This window comes from Paenibacillus sp. J22P51, assembly GCF_059692215.1.
Map to the genome: position 1 here is coordinate 1,056,492 of NZ_JCAUAZ010000001.1, position 25,982 is coordinate 1,082,473.

Sequence of the window (25,982 nt, forward strand, 5' to 3'; positions counted from 1 at the left end):
CACACGGAACTAGGAGACGCTATTTCCTCACATTCAGTCTATTCTCAATTGAAACGGAACTAGGGGACGCTATTCGTCCACTTTTAGAGGTAGGAAGGCCAATTTCGCACAAATAGGGGACTGGAGTTCCGTTACAATCATTTTTTGGCGATTAACAGGCAAATAGAGGATCGTAGTTCCCTTTATGCGGAAAATCGCTGTAAACTTTGCTCGAAAGCCTGATCTAGCCGATCACCACTCCTCCTCTTTTACTGAAAAACAGATAGAGCTGCGGCATGTTCATGTAAAATTCCGCGGAATGCCTGTTTCGTACTGTGCACTATGTTCAACTAGAAAATCTTCTTCTCCACGCGATCATCCTTCAAAATTTCAACAGCCTCCCTGAACCGCAGCGAATGCACTATCTCCCTTTCCCTGAGAAATTTCAAGCTATCCTGTAAATCCACATCATCCGTTAGGTCGATTAACCATTGGTAAGTCGCTCTCGCCTTCTCCTCGGCCGCTATGTCCTCGTAAAGGTCAGCGATTGGGTCCCCCTTAGCTTGTATGTAGGTTGCCGTCCAGGGGACGCCTCCGGCACTCTGATAGAACAGCCCGCGATCATGAGCTACATAGTGATCATCCAATCCAGCCGCTTTCATTTGCTCCAAAGTGGCGTCTTTCGTCAGCTTATACACCATGGTAGCAATCATCTCAAGATGGGCAAACTCCTCCGTACCGATATCCGTCAGCAAACCCACGACCTTATCTGGAATCGAGTATCGTTGGTTCAAATATCGCAGCGCCGCAGCAAGCTCCCCATCTGCTCCTCCATACTGTTCAAGAAGCAGTTTGGCCATTCGAGGATCACATTTGCTAACTTTGACTGGGTATTGCAGTTTTTTCTCATAAATCCACATGGGCTATCCTCCTTCTCAAACTTGCCAAGGCCAGGGAGTCTCCACCCACTGCCATGGTGCTTTCGTAAAGCTGTGTCCGAAAGGCATCAAAGGGCCGAACTCTAGTTCGAATTGCTGAACCATGTGCAAGCGCTTATGGGCAAATTGATTATATTGTTGTATCACGCTCAGATCGTCTGGGTGTGTATCCAAATAGAGCGTCAGCTCGACCAATACAAAATCCACGGCTTGCAGATCACGAAGCTGCTTGTAATAAGCTTCAGGTAGTACATACTCACTCATGTAGATTGGCCTCCTTCTCGACTCTCGGCTCATGCATCGGATAAGGTCCATAGAGCGCAGGCCAAAGCGTCCCCATTTTCAAAGCATCATAAGGACTAAACTGTGGCAGTCCTGGCGGTTGAAAATGAATATATAACTGCGGTGGCGTATTATACCATTTCACTCGGATCGGTGGACAAGGGTCGCACGGTCCGATATACGGGTACCATTTTTTAAATTGTGTGTACATACGTTTCCTCCTTTTCAGAGCCTATATGACTCGTTATATGCGGCATAACTTGACCAAAATCACCGATTTCCCATCTTTTTCGATGTGATGTTCTTGTTTTGAAGTACAAATGGCTTTGGGTGAGCAGCTTATGCTCGTTTTCCAAGCCTATTGCTCCAGCCGCCACTACTTATGCTCGTTTTCCGAGCCTATCGCTCCCCCTACCTCTGCGTGATCTAAGTACCCCCTACAGCTGATCCACTCTCTTCCACCAAACAAAAAAATCCCTCTCCGATTGCGCCATCGCAATTCGAAAAGGGATTTCATTATCTCGCTATTCATCTAATTTAATATTAAAATTCAGCACGCCTGCTTTGCGCAACGATTGATAAATAATGACGACCAAAGGTCCGAGGAACAACCCAGCGAATCCAAGCCACTCAAAACCAATGTATAACGAAATTAGAGCGGCTAATGAATTGATACCAACGGCATCACTAAGCACTTTGGGCTCTATAATACGGCGAAGAATGACTAGCACCAAGAAGAGCACGAACAACCCAATACCCATTCCTGTGTACCCCAGCAGCAGCTGGTAAATGATCCATGGAATGAAAATAATGCCGGTACCAATCACAGGCACGAATTCCATCACCATAACGAGCAGTGAAATCGCGAGGGGGTACTCTGCTCGAAGAACGAGCAGTCCGATGAATGTCAACAAATACGTAAATATCGCCATGATTAGCTGAGCGCGAATGAAGCCAAAGATAGCCTCACGCAAATAAGTCAGCACATGCTCCATTTTATCTTTGGATTTCGATTCAAACACCGAGAGAAACGCAACCTTCAAATTGGCCAAGTTGTACATGCACAAATACAGGGCAATCACATAAACGATCAACAGCATGAATAAATTAGGGATTTTACCAGCCATATTGAGGAAAAATCCTGAAATTCCGCTCAGGATTCTCGTTAGAGCACCTGTTAGCGTTTCTGTACTGCGTTCCAGCCAGGTCTGCACCTGTGCCGCCATTTCCGGCGATAAGGAATCATAGAATACTTGGGTTCGCACAACGGCTTGATCCACGTATTTATTGACGTCCTCCATATAGTTAGGTGCTTTACGCCCTAGATCGATCAGTTCAGTAACCACATTCATCCCAATGAAATAAATTAATGCTACCATCAGAAGTGTGAATGCTGTACTGACGATGGTTGCGGCGATAAAGCGTCTCATTTTCGCGGCACGCATCAAGAGAGACGTTAATGGGTCTAAGAAAATAGCTGTCACCAGTGCTAAGAGAAATGGCAGTCCTACGGTGAACAACACATACAACAGCAATAATCCTAACACCATGAGTATGGCTGTCTTAGGTGACATAGGGACTCCTCCGATTATTCATTTCCCGGTTTGACAGTGTCGATATTCGTTATATGTATACGTACAATACGTAATCGATCTACCTCTGTAACTTCAAACACATGGTTGGCGTAAGGTACTTTTTTACCTTTGACAGGCGCGCCTTCTACTTTCTTAAACAGCCATCCGCCAATCGAATCCACATCATCGTCTTCAATTTGAAGGTCCAGCATTTCGTTCAGGTCTTCAAGCAATACACGACCATCAACAGATGTGTATTTGTCCTTTACTTCCACACCAGGTCGCTCATTTACATCGAATTCATCATGCAATTCACCCACGATTTCCTCGATGATATCCTCTAAAGCCAAGAGCCCCGCAGTCCCCCCGTACTCATCGATAACGATAGCGAGTTGGGAATGCTTTTTTTGCATGAGCTTGAGTACACGGCTAACTTCCATCGACTCAGGCACATTTAATATGGGACGAATGAAGGTCTTGAGTTCCTGCTCAACATCAGGATCCGCTGTCAATAAATCAGCAATATGTACAAAACCGACAATGTTATCCTTATGCTGATCAGCAACAGGATAACGTGTATGTTTGGTTTCGTGAACGAATCGTAAATTATCGATAAAGCTTACTTCCAGAAACAGACAATCCATATCTGTCCGCGGCAGCATAACTTCCCGAGCAATGAGATCGGAGAATTCGAAAATATTATCGAAAAGCGTCATCTCATCTTCATTGATATGACCGCTTTTGACACTCTCATCCATCAGGATTCGAATTTCTTCCTCGGTATGCGCTGCTTCATGCTCACTGGCAGGCTCGACACCAATCATCGCTAGAAATTTATTTGCCGCTCCGTTTAGCACCCAAATAATCGGACTAAAGATTTTGTAGAAAAACAATAAGGGCGCTGATAGCCACAAGGATGTCAATTCTGGCTTTTGAATGGCAAAGGATTTAGGAGCCAGCTCACCGAGCACGATGTGCAAAAACGTAATAAACCCGAAGGCAACAATAAACGACAAAGTCGTTGTATAACCAGATTCCCCAAAACCAAGTTGATAAAAGAGGGGCTCCATAATCAATTCATGGATGGCTGGTTCTCCAACCCAACCAAGACCCAAGGATGCAAGGGTTATCCCAAGCTGCGTAGCTGATAGATACCTATCCAACTGGGACGTTAATTTGCTTGCATATTTGGCTATACCGCTACCTTCGTTGACCAACTGTTGAATTCGTGACTGTCGAACCTTTACAAGTGCAAACTCCGCTGCAACGAAAAATCCATTCAGCAGGACGAGCACAATAACCAGGAAAAGATTGAGAGCGATTGAACCGAAATCAAACGACGTATGTGACAAAATGTATTCTCCTTTAGAAAGAGATGATTAAATAATAGCTTTGCGGCTTTTGAAATCTACATTTCGATAGTACGAGTCGGCAACAAGCAGGTTTGGTCCGCAGCAAGATGCGGCACTGCAGAAGCAGTTCACGCGTTGGTTTAGCGTGTTATTCTCCCAACGTGCAAAGATGGCATCAAGCCCATCATCGTGTATATTTCCAAGCGGAGGCTCATTAGCAAAATCGGTGACGAAAACTTCGCCTGTGAACGTACTAACGTTCAATCGGTTTCGCCCATCGGGGTCGTTACGAACCGTTACATTCTGTTCCTCGCGTAGACGCTTAACTAACCTGCGATCCTCCTCCAATTCATTACATGCGAAGAAAGGCAGTGTTCCGAACAGCATCCACATGTCTGGATTACGCTGATCTAACAAGCGATGGATACTCGTGCGCAATTCATCCAGCGAGACCATTGGAAGATGTGAGGCGAAGGAGCTCGCATACATCGGATGTACCTCGTGACGCTTGCACCCCATTTCATTAATCAGCTGATGAATCTCAGGCAATTTTAAATGGGTCCGCGTATTAATCATCGATTCCGCAGAAACGTACAAACCGCCTTTGCTGAGTGCGATTGTATTATTAACCATTCGCTCATACATCCCCGCAGCCGTTGCTTGCCCCACAGGACGCTGTGAGTTCACAAACCCGACTTGATGGAAATCCTCTGCATCCAAATAATTGAATGAGATATGCATAACATCGAGATAAGGCGCAAGCAGCTCATATCGCTCCAAATCCAAGGTTAAATTGGAGTTGATTTGAGTGCGAATACCCCGCTCCCGCGCATACTTGAGGATCGGAAGCATATAGTCCTTCACGATCTTAATGTGGTAAGAAGGTTCGCCGCCAGTTAGACTGATCGTTTCCAAATGCTCAATTTCATCCAGCTTTTGCAGAATGACCGGCAACGGAATACGCTGCCCCTCTGTCATCGTAAGTGAATCCCCAACTGCACAATGCTCACAACGCATATTACACAGATTGGTGATGGTTAGCTCTATACTGGTTAATACATGTTTCCCGTATTTCCGATACGACCGAATGGGGTCCCATGGGTCATAATGGGGAGTTAGCTCCGGTAATATGGAGTGTGTTACGTTCCTATTCATGCTGTTTACACCTGACCTATCATTTCCTATTCAAGAACATCTTACTACCTTTTATGCCTATACCTATGCCCTTTATTGTAACTTATGATTCACAAAAAAGGAAACAGGGGCATGAATCGCAGATGTCGCTAACGCTTATCCACTTTCGCTTGGTGCTTAACGCGAAGCCACTTCGGTGCCCACCAGTTTGCATCACCGAGCAGCTTCATTAGCGCAGGCACGAGCATGACGCGTACGATCGTGGCATCGATCAAGACGGCAAGTCCAAGACCTAGTCCCAGCGCCTTCATAATTTCTATATCCGTGAAAATAAACGAGCCGACAACGACAACAAGGATGAAAGCTGCGCTTGTAATCAGGCTTCCTGTTTTTTTCAAACCTTCAGCTGTACTCTGATCGTTGTCGCCGCTGGCCTCATACTCTTCCATAATGCGTGAAATGAGGAAAACTTCGTAATCCATGGAAATGCCAAAAACGACACAGAAGATGATCACTGGCAGCGTTGCACTTACATACCCAATCGACGTAATGTGCAGCATGTCCGCCATGTACCCGTATTGAAAAACTAAAACAACGATACCTAAGCTAGCCCCCAAACTAAGCATATTCATTAGCACAGCTTTAAGTGGAAGTAGCACTGATCGGAAGGCAAACAATAGAACAAGATAAGTAATTCCCATTACGAAAATTAATACTGCAGGAATCTCCTTTTGAATTCGGTCAATGATGTCCAATCGGTAGGCAGGTCCGCCTGTGACGGCAGCCTCTAATCCCTCTTTATCCAGCTTACGAAGCTCTCGAACAAGTGTATCCGTTGCAGGATCATCGGTATCCCTCTCAAGTACTACGACTAATAAAGCGGTATGACCCTTCGCTAATTGCGAGACTTCCACCTGCTTTTTAACATCGGAACTCGCCAACATACCCGCAAGCTCAGCATCCGTATGCGAACCTAGGACACTAAGGTAGCTCTGGACTTCATTGACACCAGCGACAGCTTTAACGCGATCAGCGTAAGCATGTATCTCCCCAATAGAAGCTGAGGACCACACCTCATCTTTCGTATGTATCACGATTTGAATCGGTCCTGTCATTCGAGGGTCATAGGCGGTTTTCATCAGTTCTGCACCAAAACGGGATTCATAGCTCGGAGGAAGCACTTCCGCGTTCGGCACACCTAATTTCATATGACCGATGGGAATCATGCTATAAATCAGCACACCACCAACCAGAACAACTAAAACGACCGGACGTTTCATCACCGCATAAGCGATTTTTTCCCAGAACAAGGATGTTCCTTGCTTGCGGAAACGTTTAGGAACAACCTGCAAGGAGTTAATACGATGACCTAGAACACCTAAAAGCGCTAGCAGTACCGTATTGGCCACAATCACAGAAATAGAAACAACGACGACACCACCGAGACACAAAGAGCGGAAGAAGGTCAAATCTACAAACAACATACCTAATAAGCCAATCAGTACAGCGATTCCTGAGAAAAATATCGATTTCCCGGCTGTTTGACATGTCATTGCTACGGCGTCTGCAACACTCCCTTGGACTTTAAGCTCCTCACGAAAACGGCTGACCAGGAAGAGGGCATAGTCGATACCAACAGCAAGCCCCAGCATCGTAACCATATTCGGCAAAAAATTCGATAACGATTGATGCTGTGCGATGAAATAAGTAACGCCAAGGGTAAGAGTTACACTCATTACACCCACGATCATAGGTAGAAGCGCGCCAACGAATGTACCAAAAACAATTAGCAATACAAGGAGAGCAATCGGTAAACCAATCGCCTCCGACTTGGCAATATCATGTTTGCTCGCTACTTGCATGTCATACAGAATCGCCGGTCCCCCGGTTACATAGACATCCATACCAGCGGGCGGATGCACAAGCAATTTGAGCTCCGGATATTTCTCAAGTGCGGGATCCGTATCCAACGACAGTGAAACCGTAACTGCTTGAATATCCAGATGTCCTTCATTACGAGAAGTAGATACGAACTTTACACCTTCTACATAAGGAAGTTCTTTCAATTTAGTAAGAGAATCCATAATAGCATCTTGCTGATCTTTCTCCGTTAAATTAAGACCGTTAATCCCCTGATAAACGAAACTCAGTTGTGTTCGCGGTACGCCAAGCTCATCCCGCATTTGAATCAAACCCAGATCGGATTCACTCCCTTTCGGGGTAAATCCGTTGTCCTTGAGCAGACCAGGCATTTTCTGCGCGAAAACAGCAAAGATGAGCATTAAGATGATGCCGATCGTTAGGACAAGCCATCGAAACTTATACATGGCATGGCCCCATCTCCAAAACTTCCCTTGTACCGTTGACTCCCTCATTTTACTTCCTCCTTGATCTACAAAAAGAACCTGGTTTCCCAGGTTCTTCATCTAAAAAGTGCTATGTCTGTTCTAAATAATTGTCGGCATACTTGAATCAAGTTCTGATTCGTTTACGTTAATTTCTCCAATTTCGGAAATTAATACGGATAGCTTGCTTGAAAGGTCGATTTCATAGGGTTCTTTAAGCACGGTTCCTGCTTCATCCTGAAGTACACGAATCGTCGGTCTGTGCGGAACAGACATGTTCAGCTTAGATACGATTCCGTATTCTCCCGTATTCAGGCGAACCGTAATACCTAATGGGTAAATGGCAATTTTGTCTCGAAATAACGCAATCTGACTTTGATCATACATGGTTCCAGAACCCGCGAATAGCTGCTCCATCGCTTCATGTGGCAATAATGGTCTTCGATATACCCGTGTTGTCGTCATAGCATCATAAGAATCGACAAGTCCAATCCATTTGGCGAACTCATTGATTTCATCCCCTTGAATCCCTCGGGGATAGCCGCTGCCATTAATACGTTCATGATGCTGTAAGGCACAATGTGCAGAAAGCAGTGGGATATTCGGCTCATCCTTCAGTAGATTGAAACCATAGGTCGTATGATTCTTCATCTCCTTGAACTCATCAGGGGTTAGCTGAGAAGGCTTGCGCAGAATACCTAATGGAACTTTGGTTTTGCCAATATCGTGCAATAATGCCCCCAAACCAAGTGTCTCCAGCTTATCCCTACTATACCCATAACTGATACCAAGCATAATCGCATATATACTTACATTCACAGAATGTTGAAATAAGTAGTTATCTTTCACATTCATATTATTGAGCATGACCATCGCACCCTCATGAGCACTGAGATCATCAATGATCATCTTCATAACATCACGAAAATTACGCCCAATATCGTAATAATTAACGGCTCCGCGTTTATTCGAATCCTCCATTACCTTCTTGAAGGTGTTGCGAATTTCGGATACCGCTCTGCTTCTTGTTTCATCTTGAATGACATCCTCTTGAATGATGTCATCCGTTCTAGCGTCTTCTATGTAGATATAATCGATTCCATACGTAAACAAGCGATCAATGAGTCTCTGTGTAAGCTCAACATTAACAGCCAGAAGGACCATACCATCATCGTTGTATATATTCTTGGCCAGCCTCATTCCTGGTTGACACATGTTGATCGGCATAAACAGCATTTCAGGACCCCCGCATAGGTGAGCATTACGTTCTATTTAAATGTAATAGATTTTATTCAAAACTTCAATATAAAAAACCGCGTCTTTCGACGCGATTCGCTAGTCCTACGTAATATTTTACTTTAAAAACATATAAAGCGCGAAAATAATCGCAATTGCAAAACGATAATAGGCGAAGTAAGTTAGCTTCATCTTTTGTACAAATTTAATGAAGGATACGACGGCAAGTAAAGCAACGACGAAAGCCACTAGAAACCCTACAATAAAAAAGGCCAAATCGTTTGAGGAAAGCGCGTCATAATTTTTCAAAAAGTAAACGCCAGAAGCTCCGAACATAATTGGAATCGCCATGATAAACGTAAAGTCAGCAGAAGCCGCACGGCTTACACCAGACAGCATACCACCCGCAATTGTTGAGCCTGAGCGAGAGAAGCCTGGCCAGATCGAAATGAGCTGCCATAAACCGATTGCAAAGGCTTGTCGATACGTCAAGTCATCCAGGACCATTGTTTTGGGCTGTTCCTTCTTCTGCTCAGCAATGATCAATAGAATACCGCCTAACACAAGTCCAACTAACACTGTCGTTGTGTTGAATAGCTTCTCATCCACAATATCATTAAATAAGACGCCGATCACACCAGCAGGTACGATACCAATTAAAATATGCATTAAATTCAGCTTTTTCCCTGTTTTGCTTTCACTTTTCCGTTTTACGAGTCCAAATAACGATAGGATTCGCTTCCAATAGATAATGACGACTGCCATAATGGCACCCAACTGAATCACGAAATCGAAGGTTTTCATAACTTCGTCATTTTGTGTGTTTAATAAGCTTTGCGCCAAAATCATATGTCCTGTCGATGATACGGGTAAAAACTCAGTTAAGCCTTCAACGATCCCAATGATGATCGCTTCAAAAATTGTATGCATAATTGCCCCCTATGACCTGTTGAATATGGTGATACTTATTCCAAGTACTTATTCTACCTGTTTGGGACTGGGTCTGACAACATCTGTGAATCTAAAATTATGGCTGCTTGCGATCGCGGCCTCATCCTGCAGTTGATCCGCTAGCACATCACGGATAAATTCCGGCAGCATGTAAACGATCTGCTTGCCACGTCCCAGCGATAAATACCCGGAACCGAACGTAAACATATCGATCGTACCTACAAGATAGGAGCGTTCTGGATCTAGCAGCTCCTTGCCAACATGCACGGCGAGGATGCGTTCATACGGAGGGCGCGACGCATCCATTTGGACGGTTATCCCGTCCACACAGAGTACGCCGAGCACCTCCCCGCGGAAGCCGTAACCGCGTATCGGCTTCTCCATGAATTCGTCAAGCAGCGACTCTTCGAGCGCTTGACGAATATCCGCGCCGCTGAGCAGCATGCGGCAGGGATTGATCGGGCCGGGGCAGATTTCCAGCAGCCGGCCCCGGGTCAAGCCCCCCTCCTTCAGTCCCTGAAGGAGCTGCCCGCTGTTGACCAGCCCGATCTCGGCGCTGGTCCAGCGGCGAATGCCCGCGGCAAGCAAGTTGCCGAGCGGGGATTCGCCGTACCAGTCCAGGCGCAGCGGCTGCCGCAGCTGCGCCACCTCCACCGCCAGCGAGGCTGCGCTGGCGATGCGGTAGTGCTCAAGCAGCGTGGTGACGCTGCTGTCTTCTTCGCTCGCGTCCGTCATCGGGACGACGCGGCCGTTCAGCTCCACGATCCTGCGCTGCGCCGGGTCGTAGGCAAGTTCGATGTGGCCGGCATACTGTCCGAACTTGCCGGCCGCACAAATATAAGTGCCGCCGAGCAAAAGCGGCTCTTCGAGAAGATGATGGGTATGTCCGCCTAGGATCAGATCGATGCCCTCCAGCTCCTCAGCCATCTTCTGATCCGTTCTCAGGCCCAGATGGGACATAACGATTAAGATATCCACTTTAGGGCGCAGAAGGCTCACATGGGCGCTCACAGCCTTCACAGGATCGGTGACATGCCAACCAAGCAGCTCATAATAATCTTGATAAGACGCTGTAACACCAATCAGACCTATACGAAGTCCTGACTTCTCAACGGTCAGCGACGGCAGCATCCAATCCGGCGTCTCTTTGGTAGCGATTTCGGTAATATTGCTGCCAATAATCGGGAATTGCGCGTGTTCCAGCACAACCGCTCTAAGCCAATCCGGCGTGAAGGTCAAGCCTTCATTATTTCCCAGAACCATCGCATCGTAACCTGTCGCATTCATAATTTCTAAATTCGCGATTGCATTCGTTCCTTCCGTCTCAGGAAACATCCGATCCATGTGGTCGCCAATATCGAGTGTCAATACCTGGTGTGGCGGCCAGAGGCGGCGAACACGATCAAAATATGCACTTATTTTGGGCATCTGCTCAAAATGACTGTGAATATCATTCGTATGTAAAATTACTAGCCGTTGCAAGGGGGCCGACATCCCGTTCACCTCTCTTCGTAGTCAACTAGTTCCTAGCATGTCTCTATGTTATGCAAGTATCCTGCTGCTCATTTCTTGAATTTCAATTCATCGAGGGACACTTTATTTTTAAACCCATAGGTTGCTTCTTCCCCCAAAGCTGGTTCGCTTAGGAACCATACTTTTACAATACTTTTAACATTGAGACATTCGCTGCTTCCATCTGGTACGTAAAGACGAATGGGATACCCTTTCTGGAGCGGTTGTCCCTCCTGTGCATATAGAAAAAGGGCTTGATCAACCTGTGACCACGGTATCACAGCTTGGAACTCATCTACGGCTTCCACCTTCACGTGGGATGGCTCCTCATTGCTCAACTGTTGCCTATTGCTTTTCCAGTTTTGGTACCAGCCCTTGAGATCAAATGCCTCTCCCTCCACGGCGGGTACGCGATCTTGAATGTTCAAACGTTGATCCGCCAAAGCGACCATGTCATCAACCGTAAAGGTTTCCATCTTCATATATATGTCAGACACTTCTATGACTAAATTAGTTTGCATACTTACATCCCCTTCCAACTCAACAGGCATTTCCTGCCAAATGATCACTCCATTATACCATTTCCAGGGCAAAATATGATATGCTGTAAGGGATTCTAACATCTATCGCTAGGAGAAACAAATTGAACCTACACATCCAACTTTTCGCAGGGCTCGTAGACCTATTCGGAACTTCTAATCTGACGATTTCTGTTGAACAAGAGTTCATAACGATCGCACAATTGAAAGAGAAAATTATAACTAACTATCCTGCGGCCTCGGCGCAGCTTCCTATATGCTTTTTCGCCAAAAATCAAGCTTATGCCGGTGATCAGGAGACCGTTTCCGCTTCCGATGAGCTCGCTCTCATACCACCTGTTTCAGGTGGACAGCCTTCCCTTTATGAAATCACTCATACACCCATTGATGTTGTTTCAGTGAGCTCCAAGGTGAACCATCCCAACCACGGCGCTTCACTCGCTTTCATAGGTACTACGCGAGAAATGACTTATGGACAGCGAACCGTGCTATTGGAGTATGAGGCTTATGTTCCTATGGCCCTGAAAACGATGGCGAGCATCGGTGAGGAAATCGATGCCAAGTGGCCCGGTGCCTTGTGCGCCATTACGCATCGTTTGGGTAAGGTTGCTATAGCAGAGGCGAGCGTCGTCATCGCCGTGTCCTCACCTCACCGCGCCGATTGCTATGAAGCCAGTCGATACGCGATTGAGCGCTTGAAACAAATCGTACCCATTTGGAAAAAAGAAATATGGGAAGACGGATCCGAATGGAAAGGCAGCCAAACCGGACCTTGGAACCCGCTTTCTACACCGAAAGCTGAATAATGACTTGATCGGAGATGACTTAACTTGGATCCGCACTTACATACAGAAGCTGCTCCTGACGTTGACTCGCGTTATTCGAGGCAAATTTTATTTCCCCCTATCGGCCTTGAAGGTCAGCGAAAGCTAAGCCATGGACGAGTTGCTATTGTTGGCATGGGCGCTTTAGGCACCGTACTTGCCAATCATATGGTGCGTGCAGGTGTTGGCTATGTTCGAATCATCGATCGTGATTTTGTAGACAGGAGCAATCTGCAAAGGCAAATGCTTTACGATGAAGAGGACGCGTCTGCTACGATCCCAAAGTCGATCGCTGCAGCTAAACGTCTACAGCTTGTCAATTCTGCTGTTGTTATTGACCCTCATGTCTGTGATCTGAACGCAACGAATGCGGAACATTTGCTGCATGATGTTGATGTCATTCTCGATGGCACGGATAATTTTGCCGTCCGCTTCCTGCTCAACGATGTCAGCTTGAAATTAGGAATTCCTTGGATCTATGGCGGTGCTGTTGCCTCGAGAGGTGTCTCATTGACAATTCTCCCTGAACAAACCCCTTGCTTGCGCTGCCTATTCCCACAAGCGCCAGCCGCAGGTTCTACGGATACTTGTGATACAGCCGGAGTCATTGGAGGTATCATTCATGTTGTTGCGTCATTTCAAGCCACAGAGGCGCTCAAGCTGCTTGTAGGTGCAACTGAGCAGCTTAATCTCAGCATGCAGCAATGGGACTTATGGTTCAATCAGAACTCAGCCATACGGGTATCTGGGGCTAAGAAGTCGGATTGTCCCGCATGTGCACATAAGCAATATGAGTACTTAGATGCCATTCTTGAAAGCGATACGATTCAATCCTTATGCGGGCGTAATTCGGTTCAAATTCACCCAATCGTGCCTAGTACACATCCGTTGGAATACTGGGAGGAACGGCTGAAGCCCCTAGGTATTGTTGAGAAAAACCGCTTTCTATTGAAGTTTCACGTTTCTGCCGATATTCAAATGATTCTATTCCCTGGCGGCCGCGTTCTCATTCAAGGGACTGAAGATTTAAATCAAGCCAAAAGTCTTTACAGCCGTTATATTGGGATGTAGTATTACAATATACCTACGTGAAATTAGGACTTGGAGAGGAGCTTCTATGCGTGTACATGTGCTTCAACTTATAGTTGGTGATCAATTGATTTCCGATTCCTACAATTCAGTAGGCCTAAATCTCCTATCATCAGGCACGGTTCTTGATGCTGGAGACATTTCGATGCTCAATCGCCACAGTGTGGATTATGTTGATATAGCTCCTAGAAGCAGTGAAATCGAGAAAGTGGTTGAGGAAGCCCCATCCAGACAAGCCAACAAGTTACAGGTTTCCTCTTTTAATAACGCTATCGAGGGCTTCAAAGAGCTATTTGAAGTGTTGCAAGACGGGGGTTCTATTCGTAATGAGGATGTAGAATCCGCTTTCAATCCGATGATTGCGAGCATTAAAGAAGAGAAAGACGTGGTATCACTTCTCCTATCGTTGACAAGCCAGGATGAGTACACCCTTCAGCACAGTGTGCAAGTAGGCATGTTATCTTATTATATTGCCAAATGGATGAACAAATCCGAGAAAGAAGCTTTGGTGATTGGTAAAGCAGGCTATTTACACGATATTGGGAAATGTAGAGTTCATCCGGATATTTTGAATAAACCAGGCAAGCTGACGAAGGAAGAGTTCGAGGATGTTCAGAAGCATACCATTCATGGCTATGATATCATTCGTAAGTCGTTAAAGGATGATACACTAGCTCTTGTTGCCCTTCAGCATCACGAGCGTATGGATGGTTCAGGTTATCCGCTCCGGAAATTCGGTACAGACATTCATTCCTATTCGCGTATTGTCGCAGTTGCAGATGTCTACAGCGCAATGATATCAAGCAGGGTCTATCAACAGCGACGTGATCTTCTGCATGTTCTCAAGGAGCTGCACCGTATGAGCTTTGGTGAGCTGGATCCCAAAATAACGCAAGTATTCATTCGCAACATGATTCCTAATTTTATAGGCAAGAAAGTGTCTTTGAGCGACGGACGTGAAGGTACGATCATCATGACGAACCCTACTGATTTCTTCCGACCGCTCATTAACATCGACAATCAGTTCTTGGATTTATCGCAAATCGGGAATGTTGAAATAACGAAAATTGCGATCTAATTGGCCTACAAGTTAAATAATTAGACTGCTCACCGAAATCGCAATCCCAATATATACAGCTGCAAGTAAGGTACCTACGGCTATATTACCCTGCTTCAACTGATCTGATAGCTTCATGCCTGGGGTTAACCAATCAAAAACCCAATATGAAGCTATTAAGCATGCGTACCCAACCGCAAACCATAAGCTCATATGCCAGATGGAGGAGTTCGTGTAGGCAGCAATGCCTAGAATGATCGCCGTTGCCACGAACTTACCTCCCATGGTGATACCCACGGCCACATTGCCGCTGTTTATTTCTTCCATATCGCGATATGGTGTCATTAAACTAAATACGTACATCCCTGCAAACTGTAGCAGGACAATGACAAATAAACTAATTATAATATCCAAAACGATCACTCTGCCCACCCCCGAAATTTAGCCATGGATTGATCAAAATCTGTATAATCATGTACTTCTTCTAGAACTACATTTACTTCTTTTTTATCTTTGAACGTTTTGTAACGATCCTCTGGAATCGGCTGCTTGACCTTCTGTCCTGTTGGCAATTCTACCACGGCAAAAAATCTAAATTTGCTATCCAGCTCTGTTTTATAAACCCCGATCAATTTCACATCCGTCTTTATTTCTACTTTCAACTCCGCTAGATCTTTATCTGCTTCTTCTTTTGTTTTAAAAGATTTGAGGGGCTTCCACTGCGACAAGGTGACTTCGTTCTTCCCTTGACTGTCCGTTTGCATCGATGCCTGCATAAAGCTCAATACCCAAATGGTATCTCCAGTAGCAAAATTCTGATCATTGGAAATTCGATCATTGTTCGGCAACAACACCATGTCACCATCGATTAAATCGCCAACCTTAACTTGCTGAACCTGGTAGTCCCATGGCACCTCACCAGTTGTACTACTCGTGTTTCCGGATGTGTTCTCTAGCCCACTCGTTCCATTACTGGTATATGTTGCCGCGTTCCCTGATGTTGTTTTGCTGAGAACAGATGGTTTCTTATCGAATGCCATGCTGAACAACCAAATGATACAAATGATTCCGATAAGTCCTACTGCCAATAGCATGAATCTTCCTTGTTTCAAGGCGCTTTCACTCCAATCGCCACAAATTGACTTGCATTTCCCGTAATGATTCCGCCAGCTCTTCCTAGAAGGCCACAAGGTGTACCATTCAATACAAAAAGGCCGGTTAATAAGTGACCTTGACCATGCTGGAAGGAAAGCCGCGGCAAATCAGCCCTCTCCTGATACACACGCTTGAAAAACACACTCGTATCGAAGCCTGCTTCATCCTTAAACTCCAGCTCTCCTTGCTCGTTATATAGCTCCACAGAGCCCCCTTCACGACCAAACATCGACTTGGACACATAGCTACCTTCGAAAACTGGTTCCATGTACGTAGCCAGCATGTAGGTCTTTATCACGTCGTGCTCCTCTAGTGTGAATAACTCAGACTGTCTGAGATGAAGATCCCAGATTAACGCCTGTAAGCCTTTGGATTGCAAAATCACGGCGTGCAAGGGATTAAACACGTGAACGAATTGTTCTTCGATTGCATACGACAGTGCTTCTCCTCCGTCGTCGACCCCCATCCATTCCTTCGGATACAAGGCAAACATACGGCGAATGGTCTGATCAGCACCAACCTTGACTACGCCCTCATCAATCCATAAATCCAAACAATCCACACAAGTCATCTCTCTCTGGCTATGTGCGACTAGTGCATTTATCGTACCAGAGTCTTCCGCATGCTGTCCGTATGCTATACAGGCCGCGTAGTCGGGAGCCTCAATCTCCCAAGCGGCTCTTACCAGCTCTTTCATCCACACATTTGGTGAGTCAACACCGTATTGCTCACATAGCCACGGAGTAGCAATTGCAGCCTCTACATAGCCAGTAGGTGTATCTGCATTCAATTCAAGCAATTTAATCGCGCCATCCTGACTGATGGTAAAATCAAATCTGGCATAACGGCTAATGAAGCCTTCTTCATTCGGTTCAAGCCGATCCAATCCATCCCACAGCACATCAGGGATCGATAAGTCTGCATAAAGTTCCCTATTCCTGTGGACGTAACGAACCGCTTTATCGAACACCTGCCACAGTCCTGAAGCGGCTTGAATAAGCTCCTCATAAACCCCACTAGACATCACGACAAGTTGATCAATCCAGTAGTCTTCCTTCTCCAAATTGGCCCATGTGAACCCAAGTTCAGCCAATTGCTGCACTCTCAAGTCCCTGTCGGGAGATGGTGTACCCCATACTTCAAATTCCATGCAATTAACCCCCAGAGCTTGAGCTGGAGGAAGATGAGCTAAAGCCACTTGATTTACCGCCAATACTGCCGGATGAGGTTGAAGTCGATTTGGAGCTGTTGGAGGACGTACTGCCACTAGAACTAGAACTATTTACAGAAGAGCCGGAAGAGGTTGTCGTGCTCGTGTTTGATTTGGTGGTTGTAGACGATTTATTCGATGTAAAAGTGCCGCTTCCGCTTGAGGTAGTAGGGGTCTTCGTGGTGGAACGATTCGTAAATGAGCTCGGTTGATACGTTTTATTGACATATGGGGTATTCGAACGATAATAATACGAGCGATGATTGTTCCCCCAATTGCTAGACGAATATGGGCTTACCGTGTTGAAAATAAGATGATACAGGAGAAGATCATCCCAACCAAAGCCACCGCCCGAAACCTGATTCACAATGATAGGAGCACTGCTGCCTCCTGTACCAACTGACGTACCGGCAACTGGTGTCGGCGAGGGTGAAGCTGCTGCCTTATCCCCTGGGATAGGTAAGCTCCAATCCACCTGCGGATCATAATACGCTTTGACGTCTTCGTTCGACCATTCCACCAATTTGGATGAACCCGCGCTTGGACTTGGCGTCTCTGCGGCCTGAGTCGATACCAGCAGCATTTGACTTAACAAGATCAGACTGAGTGAAGCTGATAGTACTTTAAGTGGTCGTTTCACTACTTGCTTCCTCCCCCTTCTGAGCTGGCTGCAACGAGAAGCAGTTCAAACACTTGGAGATCTAAATTCAATCGACCTTCAATCATTTCGTATTCCTTGCCACCAACGAGGATAAAATTAGCCACATTTAAGGCTTGAATAAGCTTATCATCCCATGCGCGTTCTCCAATTCGGAGCAGCTGCCCCTCAATCAACTTTTCATAAAGTACAATTGTCATTCTCCCATGCCTCCTCCACAAACAAACTTCCTACACATTTAAACGCACGAGAGATACAATTGTTTCAAAATTAACAAAAATAAAAGCCTATCTCATGGATAGGCTCTTACCATTACTTCCATTAATAGGCAATGCGTTTCGCTTTGATAAATGTTTTTTTCCAATATGCCTTATTAATATTTGTGATTTGTACCCCATTTTTCGGCTTAGGAGACGCATGCAGCATCTTTTGATTTCCGATGTAAATCCCAACATGACCAACTGTTTTGTTCGATTTGAAGCGGCCAGGCACATAGAAAAACATAAGATCTCCCTTACGCAATGATTTACGAGAAACCAAAGAGCCTTTAGCCCCTTGTTGGCGAGCTACGCGCGGCAGCTTAATATTATATTTCCCGTAAATATATTGGGTAAATGTTGAGCAATCGAATCGGCCTGTTTTCGGATAAGAACCCGTTCCAAATTTATATTTGACCCCTAAATAATTCTTTCCTTTATTAATCATAGCGTTAATATCGATATTCTTCAGAACCGGCACTACCTCTTCTTGGTCATATGGCGACCAAACTTGTAAATCACCTAAGGATTTATCCGAGTTCATTGCCGGATTTGCGCCTTCATCATTGCCTTTGAAGGGATCAGATGGGTCATCGGCGAAGTCCAACTCTGGTGAATTATCATTCGCACTTGCCGGATCATCTTCATGTTCGATAATCGCAATGGGAGAGGCGTGAATAAGAATATCGCTTTTTCTTACTTCATACGACATATCATCTTGAAATAAATCGGTCAAGTCAGAGACTGGTAAATAAGCCGTGGCGCCCTCTTTGATAACGGGCTGACTCAATTGAATATCTGCGCCATCCTTAATGGCTTTATTCGAGTTCATAATCAATTCAAAGTTGGCATCATTATCGCCTAATATTAGCTTGTTCTCCGATTCTTCCCATTCTGATTGGAATTTTAATGTCTTAATAAGATCTTGGGCAGACACATGATTCACATTGCCAATCTGCTTCATCGGGAGAACTGCATCATTGCTCGCAAGCGCAATAATATCCTTACCTGCTTGAGATAGGCTCTTCGTAGTCGTGTTTCCTGGGCCTGTAAGAGTTGTCGGACTCTGTGTAGGTGTTACACTTCGGGGGCTCGCATTATCCTTCCCACAAGCTGTCGTAATCGCCAGCATGACGACCATGCTTCCAATTGCTGGTGCCTTTAGCTTACTCCACATGAATTTCTCTCTCCTTAAGGAAAACATTATTATCCTTTATAGAGTGAGACAAGTGGCAAGCAATTATGCAATCCATTAGCTCAAACTGACTTGGAGCATGTTGGAAAGCCAGCTAGTCATTGCAACTCCTTTACTCCTTACTTGGATGTGAATAGTCCTTTCACCCAGTTAGCAAAATCAACCGTTATCGGTACCAAGCCTAATCCATGTTCACCGATGGCAACGACGCCATAGGCCGTTTCACCAATACCCACTGCACCAAGGGCAGTTTTACCTATCGCTACCGCTCCTAAGGCTAAATCACCAATCGCTACCGCTCCAATAGATAGCCAGTGCGATATCGCTACAGCTCCTCCTGCCACATACGAAGTCACCGCGACAGCGCCAAAGGAGGCTAACCAAGACAAAGCAACAGCGCCAAAGGATACAAGGCCTATGCTGACAGCACCTACTGAAATTAGACCTACCGCTACGTCTCCCACCGCTATAACACCAATGACTATCCTACGTCTAGCTTTCTTTGCGCCGCCAGTCCTAATGTTAACGATCGGCAATTGGGGGGATGGCCACTGATAATCGATTTCTGGAAGGTTCCAGCCTTTCGTTCCCCACATGCCATTGAACCATTTGGAATTACTCATCACGAACGCCTCCTAGTATGTAAAATGACACGAGATTCCTTCGATGTTACTACTAGCATATCATCCGTAGTTCATCAAAATAACCGCCTCAAGCAGGCTTAGTTTTCCGTCTGTAGACGGATATTGCAAAAAGGAAAGCACAGTCTAAATGTGGAATACCTACATATATTTGTTCAAGAAGGAGTGATGATATTGGGTATTTTCAGTGGAATATTAGGGAATTTATCGGAAGTTTCTGTTGAGGAGCTTACGAAGCAGTATGGTGTGTATCTCATGCCGAACGAAACCATTACAACAGGCTTCAAGCTGGTGAGAGATTCTTTCGTTATCACCGACGAGCGGATTATCCTGATTGATCATCAAGGTGTTACTGGCAAAAAGACCAAAGTTTCCACCATTGATCTAGACGCCATCTATGAAGTATCGATGGAATCTGGTGGTACAGGCTTTGATGACAGTGAGTTAATTATTCATTACATTACCTCACCTTATTACAAAGCCAATAACATATCTACCGCGTCGTATCGCTTTGAATTCAAGAAAAAATTCAATATCCAATCGTTATATGTTGCACTTCAATCGGCAGCAACACAGAATCGTAAGCGGATTAACGGTTAACATACGTAAAAAAGCGTCCCAGAGAAATATCTCTGGAACGCTTTTTCTATTATCAGGAGATTAACCGATAGATCCTTCCATCTCGAACTTGATGAGACGGTTCATTTCCACGGCATATTCCATTGGAAGTTCTTTGGTGAATGGCTCAATGAAGCCCATAACGATCATTTGCGTAGCTTCTGCTTCTGTAAGACCACGGCTCATGAGGTAGAACAATTGATCCTCAGATACCTTGGATACTGTCGCTTCATGCTCAAGCGTAATGTTATCGTTCAAGATTTCATTGTAAGGAATTGTATCTGACGTTGACTCGTTATCCAAGATCAACGTATCGCACTTGATGTTAGCTTTCGATCCTTGGGAGTTACGTCCGAAGGAAGCCAAACCACGGTACGTTACTTTACCGCCATGCTTGGAAATCGATTTGGAGACGATTGTCGATGTTGTATCTGGAGCCAAATGCGTCATTTTCGCACCCGCATCTTGATGTTGACCTTTGCCCGCAACAGCGATGGAAAGAACCATCCCTTTAGCGCCGCGGCCTTTAAGAACAACTGCTGGGTACTTCATTGTCAGCTTGGAACCGATGTTACCATCAACCCACTCCATCGTAGCTCCTTCTTCTGCAACCGCACGTTTGGTAACGAGGTTGTAGATATTAGGTGCCCAGTTTTGGATCGTTGTGTAACGAGCACGGGAGTTCTTCAGACATACGATCTCAACTACTGCGCTATGAAGGGAGTTCGTGCTGTAGATTGGAGCTGTACAGCCCTCTACATAGTGTACGAAGCTATCTTCATCAGTGATGATCAATGTACGCTCGAATTGACCCATGTTCTCGGAGTTAATACGGAAGTAAGCTTGCAAAGGCACTTCACATTTAACGCCTTTTGGTACGTAGATAAAGGATCCGCCGGACCAAACAGCACTATTCAATGCTGCAAATTTGTTGTCGGCTGGAGGAATGATTGTTCCGAAATATTGTCTGAACAACTCTGGGTATTCACGAAGAGCTGTGTCTGTATCTGTGAAGATAACACCTTGATCTTCAAGCTCTTTTTGCATGCTGTGGTAAACAACCTCAGATTCGTACTGAGCAGATACACCAGCAAGGAACTTTTGCTCTGCTTCAGGGATACCAAGCTTGTCGAACGTTTCTTTAATTTCTGTAGGAACTTCTTCCCACGTTTTACCTTGCTTCTCGGATGGACGAACATAGTACTGGATATCATCGAAATCTAAGTCATCCATGTTTCCGCCCCAACGAGGCATAGGCATTTTGAAGAATTGCTCAAGTGATTTCAGACGGAATTCCAACATCCATTCTGGTTCGCCTTTAATTCTTGAGATTTCTTCAACGATTTCACGAGTTAAGCCTTTACCGGATTGGAAAATGGATTTGTGCTCGTCTCTAAAACCATATTTGTAATCCTCTAAATCTGGCATTTGTTTCGCCATGGTTGATTCCTCCTTAACGATCTCTTACTTACATATGTTTAACCTATTCCATCGCAAATGCGTTAGTTATCGGTCTTATGAGAATGTTCAATCCCTTTGCGAAGAGCGTTCCACGCAAGAGTTGCACATTTAATTCTCGCTGGAAATTTGTTAACGCCCGACAGGGCCTCAATGTCTTCATATTCAAAATCTACGGATTCGCCCTTCATCAACCCAGAGAAATCATCAGCCATTTTCAGTGCTTCTTCGATTGTTTTTCCTTTGACTGCATCCGTCATCATGGATGCAGAGGATAAGCTAATCGAGCAGCCTTCACCTGTGAATTTCGCCATTTTCACGATACCCTCTTCAACTTGCATCTGTAGTGAAATTTTATCTCCACAGGTTGGGTTGTTCAGGTCAATCGTAACGGTCTCGCCGGACTCAAATTTCCCACGGTTGCGAGGAGTTTTATAGTGATCCATAATTACTCTACGGTATAAATCATCCAATTGCATCGCCGAAGTACTCCTTTGTTTTAATTAAAGCCGTCACAAGACGGTCTACATCATCTTCCGTATTATATAGATAAAAGCTCGCACGAGCTGTGCTGCTTTGTTCTAACCATCTCATTAGCGGTTGGCAGCAGTGGTGACCGGCACGAATTGCAATGCCCATGGAATCCAACACGGTTGCCACGTCATGAGGATGAACATCCCCAAGATTAAAGGTAACAAGACCTGCACGATTCGTCGTCGGTCCGTAGACAGATAAATCTTCGATCTGCATCATACGGTCTACCGCATAATTCATAAGCTCTACATCATGTTTATATATATTATCCATCCCGACTTCAGTTAAGAAGTCGATTGCCGCACCAAGACCTACTGCTCCTGCTATAATAGGTGTTCCGCCTTCAAATTTCCACGGAAGTTCTTTCCAAGTTGACTCGTAAAGATCGACATGATCGATCATTTCGCCGCCAAACTCAACTGGCTCCATGTTATTTAACAAAGACTTCTTCCCATACAATGCCCCGATTCCAGTAGGACCACACATCTTATGCCCTGACAGGGCATAAAAGTCGCAATCCAAATCCTGTACATCCACTTTCATGTGCGGTGTGCTTTGCGCACCATCGACCATGATTTTGGCACCATGCTTATGGGCAATGGCTGCAATTTCCTTGATCGGGTTGATAACGCCTAACACGTTGGATACATACACAATCGAAACGATTTTCGTACGATCAGTAATCGTATTTTCAACATCAGCAAGAGAAATGGATCCGTCAGGTTGTAGCGGGATATATTTTAAAGTAGCGCCTGACTTCTTAGCAGCTTGCTGCCAAGGAATCAGGTTGCTGTGATGCTCCATCGGGGTAAGGACGATTTCATCGCCCTCACGAAGTACCGATTCCGCAAAACTAGCTGCCACAATATTGATAGCGGTTGTTGTGCCTCTTGTGAAAATAATTTCCTGCTCACTGGCTGCGCCGATGAACTTCGCCACTTTGGCTCTAGCTCCTTCGTACGCATCCGTTGCTCGGGAACCTAGGGTATGAACCCCGCGATGAACGTTCGCATTATCCCACTCGTAGTAATGCTTCAGTGCCTCGATCACCTGAATAGGCTTCTGGGAAGTAGCAGCACTATCCAAGTAAACCAGAGGATGACCGTTCACTTCTTGCTTCAGAATGGGAAAAAGTTCACGTATCTCTGCAGGTATCATTGTCCTAGCTTCCTCTCCACTAAGCTTTGCAGCTGTTCTTCAACGCTCTTAACTGGAATTTCAGAAACGACTGGCGCTAAGAATCCATAAATAATTAAGCGTTGAGCTTCTTCTTTGGTAATACCACGGGACATCAAGTAGTGAACTTGCTCTGCATTCACTTGCCCAACACTCGCAGCATGACCTGCTTTAACATCATCTTCGTCAATCAGAAGAATCGGGTTCGCGTCTCCGCGAGCTTTCGGGCTAAGCATCAAGACTTTCTCGGTTTGTTGACCGTTACAGCCTTGTGCGCCTTTCTCGATCTTCGTGATTCCGTTGATGATCGCTGTAGAGCTATCACGCATAACCGCACGTGTAATCATATCACTTGTAGACGCTTTGCCCCAATGAACAGCGCGAGTCGTCAGGTTTAGTTTTTGTTCATGGGTTCCAACACAGATGACTTTCGCATCGGAATCGGACCCTTTACCTTTGAGAATGGATGTCGTATCGGACATCGAGTTCCCATAGTTCAATTCACCAACTACCCATCCAATACGGGAATCATCTTCAAGGATCGCACGACGATAAGTGAGATCTGTTACAGATGCTTCTAAGCTGTGAATAGAGGAATAGCTTACGCGTGATCCTGGTTTTGCAAATACTTCAACAATTCCGTTCTGTACAAGCGCTGCGTCACCAACGGAGGACACAAAGTTATCTACATACGTAACGGAGCTGAATTGCTCAGCAACGATCAGGACATGCGGTGCGAATGTTGCTTCTGCATCATCAGCTACAAACAACGCTTGAAGCGGAATGTCTACAACAACGTTTTTCGGAACGTAGATGAAGATACCGCCATTCCACAAGGCTGCATGCAAAGCAGTCAGCTGATTTTCATTCGCTTGGACAGCCTTCATGAAGTAAGGTTTAACCAAATCCCCATGCTCACGAACAGCCGTTTCAAGTTCTGTGAAAATAACGCCTTGCTTCTTCAATTCTTCGGACACTTGATTGAACACGATACCGGAGTTACGTTGTACGATCAGATTGCCGGAATTCGTTAAACCTTGCGTCACTTCTGGCAATGCATCAAGTGAACTCAAAGTTGCTTGCTCTTTATAGGAACCGTAGGCGGAAATGCTCCAACGGTCGATTCTCGTTTTTTCTAGTATAGGTAATTCCAACGAATTCGCTAACGCTAACCCTTCAGTACGAAGAGCTGTCATCCATTCCGGCTCTTGCTTGCTGCGGGAGAGCTCGATAACAGCGTTAGAATCGATGGAAAGTGTTGTTTTAGTGCTCATGATTTCCTCCATTTATAAGTATCTTTGACCCTAAGATCAAAGTCTCTCATCTCCTAGTACTTCGGCCCTGTTGTGTTCATTGGAACTTTGAATTCTTCCGTATCTTGACCAACAGTTTCATCAACGATGCCGAGTTCTTCTTTGATCCAGTCGTAACCTTCCGCTTCCAGACGCTCAGCGAGCTCCGGACCACCGGACTTCACGATGCGACCTTGCATCATAACATGTACAAAATCAGGTTTAACGTAGTTCAACAAACGTTGGTAATGCGTAATAATCAAGAATCCACGCTCTTCGCTGCGCATTGCATTAACACCTTCAGCAACGATACGCAAAGCATCGATATCTAGACCTGAGTCAATTTCATCAAGGATAACGAATTTAGGCTCAAGCAAAAGCATTTGAAGAATTTCATTACGCTTCTTCTCTCCGCCTGAGAAGCCTTCGTTCAAGTAACGGTGCATGAACTCAGGGTTCATTTCCAGTTGCTTCATTTTCGCTTCCATTTGACGAATGAATTTGATCAAAGAAATTTCGTTACCTTCGCCGCGACGAACGTTCATTGCGCTGCGCAAGAAGTCAGCGTTGGTAACGCCCGTGATTTCACTTGGGTACTGCATTGCCAAGAACAAACCAGCGCGTGCTCTTTCGTCAACAGCCATTTCAAGAACATCTTCGCCGTCTAATGTAACAGACCCCTCTGTTACTTCATATTTCGGGTGACCCATAAGCGCGGAAGCCAAAGTACTTTTACCAGTACCGTTTGGCCCCATGATCGCGTGAATTTCGCCGCCTTTGATTTCTAGGCTAAGACCTTTCAAAATTTCCTTTCCTTCGATGGTCGCTTTCAGACCCTCTATTGTAAATGTTGATGAATTTGCCATTTTCTTTAAGCCTCCATAATGTTTGAGTGTACAAGATAGATGACAATCCTGTGTAGTGATTATCACTGATTCTCATTAGAATAATTCTATTATAACTTACTGTAACAAAT

At 45.3% G+C, this 25,982-nt stretch carries 27 protein-coding genes; 4 read left to right on the top strand and 23 right to left on the bottom strand.

The window, feature by feature from the left end:
- Positions 1–329: 329 nt before the first annotated feature.
- The 11 genes from AC58QC_RS04140 to AC58QC_RS04190 form a co-directional block, all read right to left on the bottom strand.
- Positions 330–899 (bottom strand): manganese catalase family protein, encoded by a 570-nt coding sequence (locus tag AC58QC_RS04140; RefSeq protein WP_497413920.1) that lies wholly within the window; start codon positions 897–899, stop codon positions 330–332.
- Positions 900–914: 15 nt separating this feature from the next.
- Entirely contained in the window at positions 915–1,181 is a 267-nt protein-coding gene (locus AC58QC_RS04145; RefSeq protein WP_497413921.1) for a spore coat protein CotJB, read from the bottom strand.
- Complete coding sequence (locus tag AC58QC_RS04150; protein WP_497413922.1) at positions 1,174–1,410, bottom strand: spore coat associated protein CotJA; 237 nt, start codon at positions 1,408–1,410, stop codon at positions 1,174–1,176. The genes AC58QC_RS04145 and AC58QC_RS04150 overlap by 8 nt, the downstream gene beginning before the upstream one ends.
- A gap of 313 nt (positions 1,411–1,723) precedes the next feature.
- Positions 1,724–2,773, bottom strand: coding sequence for a sporulation integral membrane protein YtvI (ytvI, locus tag AC58QC_RS04155; RefSeq protein ID WP_497413923.1), 1,050 nt, complete (start codon positions 2,771–2,773; stop codon positions 1,724–1,726).
- 14 nt (positions 2,774–2,787) lie between these two features.
- A complete protein-coding gene (locus AC58QC_RS04160) occupies positions 2,788–4,128 on the bottom strand; it encodes a hemolysin family protein (protein WP_497414068.1) in 1,341 nt (446 codons plus the stop codon).
- A 24-nt stretch (positions 4,129–4,152) separates the two neighbouring features.
- Positions 4,153–5,280 (bottom strand): radical SAM/CxCxxxxC motif protein YfkAB, encoded by a 1,128-nt coding sequence (gene yfkAB, locus AC58QC_RS04165; RefSeq protein ID WP_497413924.1) that lies wholly within the window; start codon positions 5,278–5,280, stop codon positions 4,153–4,155.
- A gap of 128 nt (positions 5,281–5,408) precedes the next feature.
- On the bottom strand, positions 5,409–7,634 hold the full coding sequence (locus AC58QC_RS04170; protein ID WP_497413925.1) for an MMPL family transporter: 2,226 nt from the start codon (positions 7,632–7,634) through the stop codon (positions 5,409–5,411).
- 72 nt (positions 7,635–7,706) lie between these two features.
- The gene (locus tag AC58QC_RS04175) at positions 7,707–8,840 is read right to left on the bottom strand and encodes an HD-GYP domain-containing protein (RefSeq protein WP_497413926.1); all 1,134 of its coding nucleotides are present in this window, start codon (positions 8,838–8,840) and stop codon (positions 7,707–7,709) included.
- Between the two features lie 117 nt (positions 8,841–8,957).
- Positions 8,958–9,770, bottom strand: coding sequence for an undecaprenyl-diphosphate phosphatase (locus AC58QC_RS04180; RefSeq protein ID WP_497413927.1), 813 nt, complete (start codon positions 9,768–9,770; stop codon positions 8,958–8,960).
- Positions 9,771–9,818: 48 nt separating this feature from the next.
- Positions 9,819–11,273 carry a bifunctional metallophosphatase/5'-nucleotidase gene (locus AC58QC_RS04185; protein WP_497413928.1) on the bottom strand — a complete coding sequence of 485 codons (1,455 nt, stop codon included), beginning with the start codon at positions 11,271–11,273 and terminating at the stop codon, positions 9,819–9,821.
- 80 nt (positions 11,274–11,353) lie between these two features.
- Complete coding sequence (locus AC58QC_RS04190; protein ID WP_497413929.1) at positions 11,354–11,824, bottom strand: molybdopterin-dependent oxidoreductase; 471 nt, start codon at positions 11,822–11,824, stop codon at positions 11,354–11,356.
- A 122-nt stretch (positions 11,825–11,946) separates the two neighbouring features.
- Here AC58QC_RS04190 and AC58QC_RS04195 point away from each other — a divergent pair, with 122 nt between their 5' ends.
- From AC58QC_RS04195 to AC58QC_RS04205, 3 genes are read left to right on the top strand one after another with little or no spacing between them, the layout of a single operon-like run.
- The gene (locus AC58QC_RS04195) at positions 11,947–12,648 is read left to right on the top strand and encodes a molybdenum cofactor biosynthesis protein (protein WP_497413930.1); all 702 of its coding nucleotides are present in this window, start codon (positions 11,947–11,949) and stop codon (positions 12,646–12,648) included.
- Positions 12,649–12,672: 24 nt separating this feature from the next.
- A complete protein-coding gene (locus AC58QC_RS04200) occupies positions 12,673–13,737 on the top strand; it encodes a ThiF family adenylyltransferase (protein WP_497413931.1) in 1,065 nt (354 codons plus the stop codon).
- Between the two features lie 46 nt (positions 13,738–13,783).
- Entirely contained in the window at positions 13,784–14,833 is a 1,050-nt protein-coding gene (locus tag AC58QC_RS04205; protein WP_497413932.1) for an HD-GYP domain-containing protein, read from the top strand.
- A 12-nt stretch (positions 14,834–14,845) separates the two neighbouring features.
- Here AC58QC_RS04205 and AC58QC_RS04210 read toward each other — a convergent pair whose 3' ends face one another.
- From AC58QC_RS04210 to AC58QC_RS04240, 7 genes are all read right to left on the bottom strand, one after another.
- The gene (locus AC58QC_RS04210) at positions 14,846–15,235 is read right to left on the bottom strand and encodes a DUF350 domain-containing protein (RefSeq protein ID WP_497413933.1); all 390 of its coding nucleotides are present in this window, start codon (positions 15,233–15,235) and stop codon (positions 14,846–14,848) included.
- On the bottom strand, positions 15,232–15,924 hold the full coding sequence (locus tag AC58QC_RS04215; RefSeq protein ID WP_497413934.1) for a signal peptide protein: 693 nt from the start codon (positions 15,922–15,924) through the stop codon (positions 15,232–15,234). Before AC58QC_RS04215 ends, AC58QC_RS04210 begins: the two co-directional genes overlap by 4 nt.
- Complete coding sequence (locus AC58QC_RS04220; protein ID WP_497413935.1) at positions 15,921–17,117, bottom strand: glutathionylspermidine synthase family protein; 1,197 nt, start codon at positions 17,115–17,117, stop codon at positions 15,921–15,923. The genes AC58QC_RS04215 and AC58QC_RS04220 overlap by 4 nt, the downstream gene beginning before the upstream one ends.
- A gap of 4 nt (positions 17,118–17,121) precedes the next feature.
- Positions 17,122–17,817, bottom strand: coding sequence for a hypothetical protein (locus AC58QC_RS04225; RefSeq protein WP_497413936.1), 696 nt, complete (start codon positions 17,815–17,817; stop codon positions 17,122–17,124).
- The gene (locus AC58QC_RS04230; protein ID WP_497413937.1) at positions 17,817–18,035 is read right to left on the bottom strand and encodes a hypothetical protein; all 219 of its coding nucleotides are present in this window, start codon (positions 18,033–18,035) and stop codon (positions 17,817–17,819) included. The genes AC58QC_RS04225 and AC58QC_RS04230 overlap by 1 nt, the downstream gene beginning before the upstream one ends.
- Positions 18,036–18,156: 121 nt before the next feature.
- Complete coding sequence (locus AC58QC_RS04235; protein ID WP_497413938.1) at positions 18,157–19,269, bottom strand: C40 family peptidase; 1,113 nt, start codon at positions 19,267–19,269, stop codon at positions 18,157–18,159.
- Between the two features lie 137 nt (positions 19,270–19,406).
- Complete coding sequence (locus AC58QC_RS04240) at positions 19,407–19,910, bottom strand: hypothetical protein (protein ID WP_497413939.1); 504 nt, start codon at positions 19,908–19,910, stop codon at positions 19,407–19,409.
- 186 nt (positions 19,911–20,096) lie between these two features.
- On the opposite strand from AC58QC_RS04240, the gene AC58QC_RS04245 reads away from it, so the two are divergent.
- Positions 20,097–20,528 (top strand): PH domain-containing protein, encoded by a 432-nt coding sequence (locus tag AC58QC_RS04245; protein WP_497413940.1) that lies wholly within the window; start codon positions 20,097–20,099, stop codon positions 20,526–20,528.
- 60 nt (positions 20,529–20,588) lie between these two features.
- Here the strand turns inward: AC58QC_RS04245 and sufB are convergent, their stop codons facing one another.
- The 5 genes from sufB to sufC all read right to left on the bottom strand — a co-directional run bounded on the left by sufB (position 20,589) and on the right by sufC (position 25,872).
- Positions 20,589–21,986: a Fe-S cluster assembly protein SufB gene (gene sufB / locus AC58QC_RS04250; RefSeq protein WP_056624188.1), complete on the bottom strand. Its 1,398-nt coding sequence runs from the start codon at positions 21,984–21,986 to the stop codon at positions 20,589–20,591.
- Between the two features lie 62 nt (positions 21,987–22,048).
- Positions 22,049–22,483 carry a Fe-S cluster assembly sulfur transfer protein SufU gene (sufU, locus tag AC58QC_RS04255; RefSeq protein WP_497413941.1) on the bottom strand — a complete coding sequence of 145 codons (435 nt, stop codon included), beginning with the start codon at positions 22,481–22,483 and terminating at the stop codon, positions 22,049–22,051.
- Complete coding sequence (locus AC58QC_RS04260; protein WP_497413942.1) at positions 22,470–23,696, bottom strand: cysteine desulfurase; 1,227 nt, start codon at positions 23,694–23,696, stop codon at positions 22,470–22,472. The genes sufU and AC58QC_RS04260 overlap by 14 nt, the downstream gene beginning before the upstream one ends.
- A complete protein-coding gene (gene sufD, locus AC58QC_RS04265; RefSeq protein WP_497413943.1) occupies positions 23,693–24,988 on the bottom strand; it encodes a Fe-S cluster assembly protein SufD in 1,296 nt (431 codons plus the stop codon). The genes AC58QC_RS04260 and sufD overlap by 4 nt, the downstream gene beginning before the upstream one ends.
- A 53-nt stretch (positions 24,989–25,041) precedes the next feature.
- On the bottom strand, positions 25,042–25,872 hold the full coding sequence (gene sufC / locus AC58QC_RS04270; protein ID WP_497413944.1) for a Fe-S cluster assembly ATPase SufC: 831 nt from the start codon (positions 25,870–25,872) through the stop codon (positions 25,042–25,044).
- Positions 25,873–25,982: the final 110 nt, after the last annotated feature.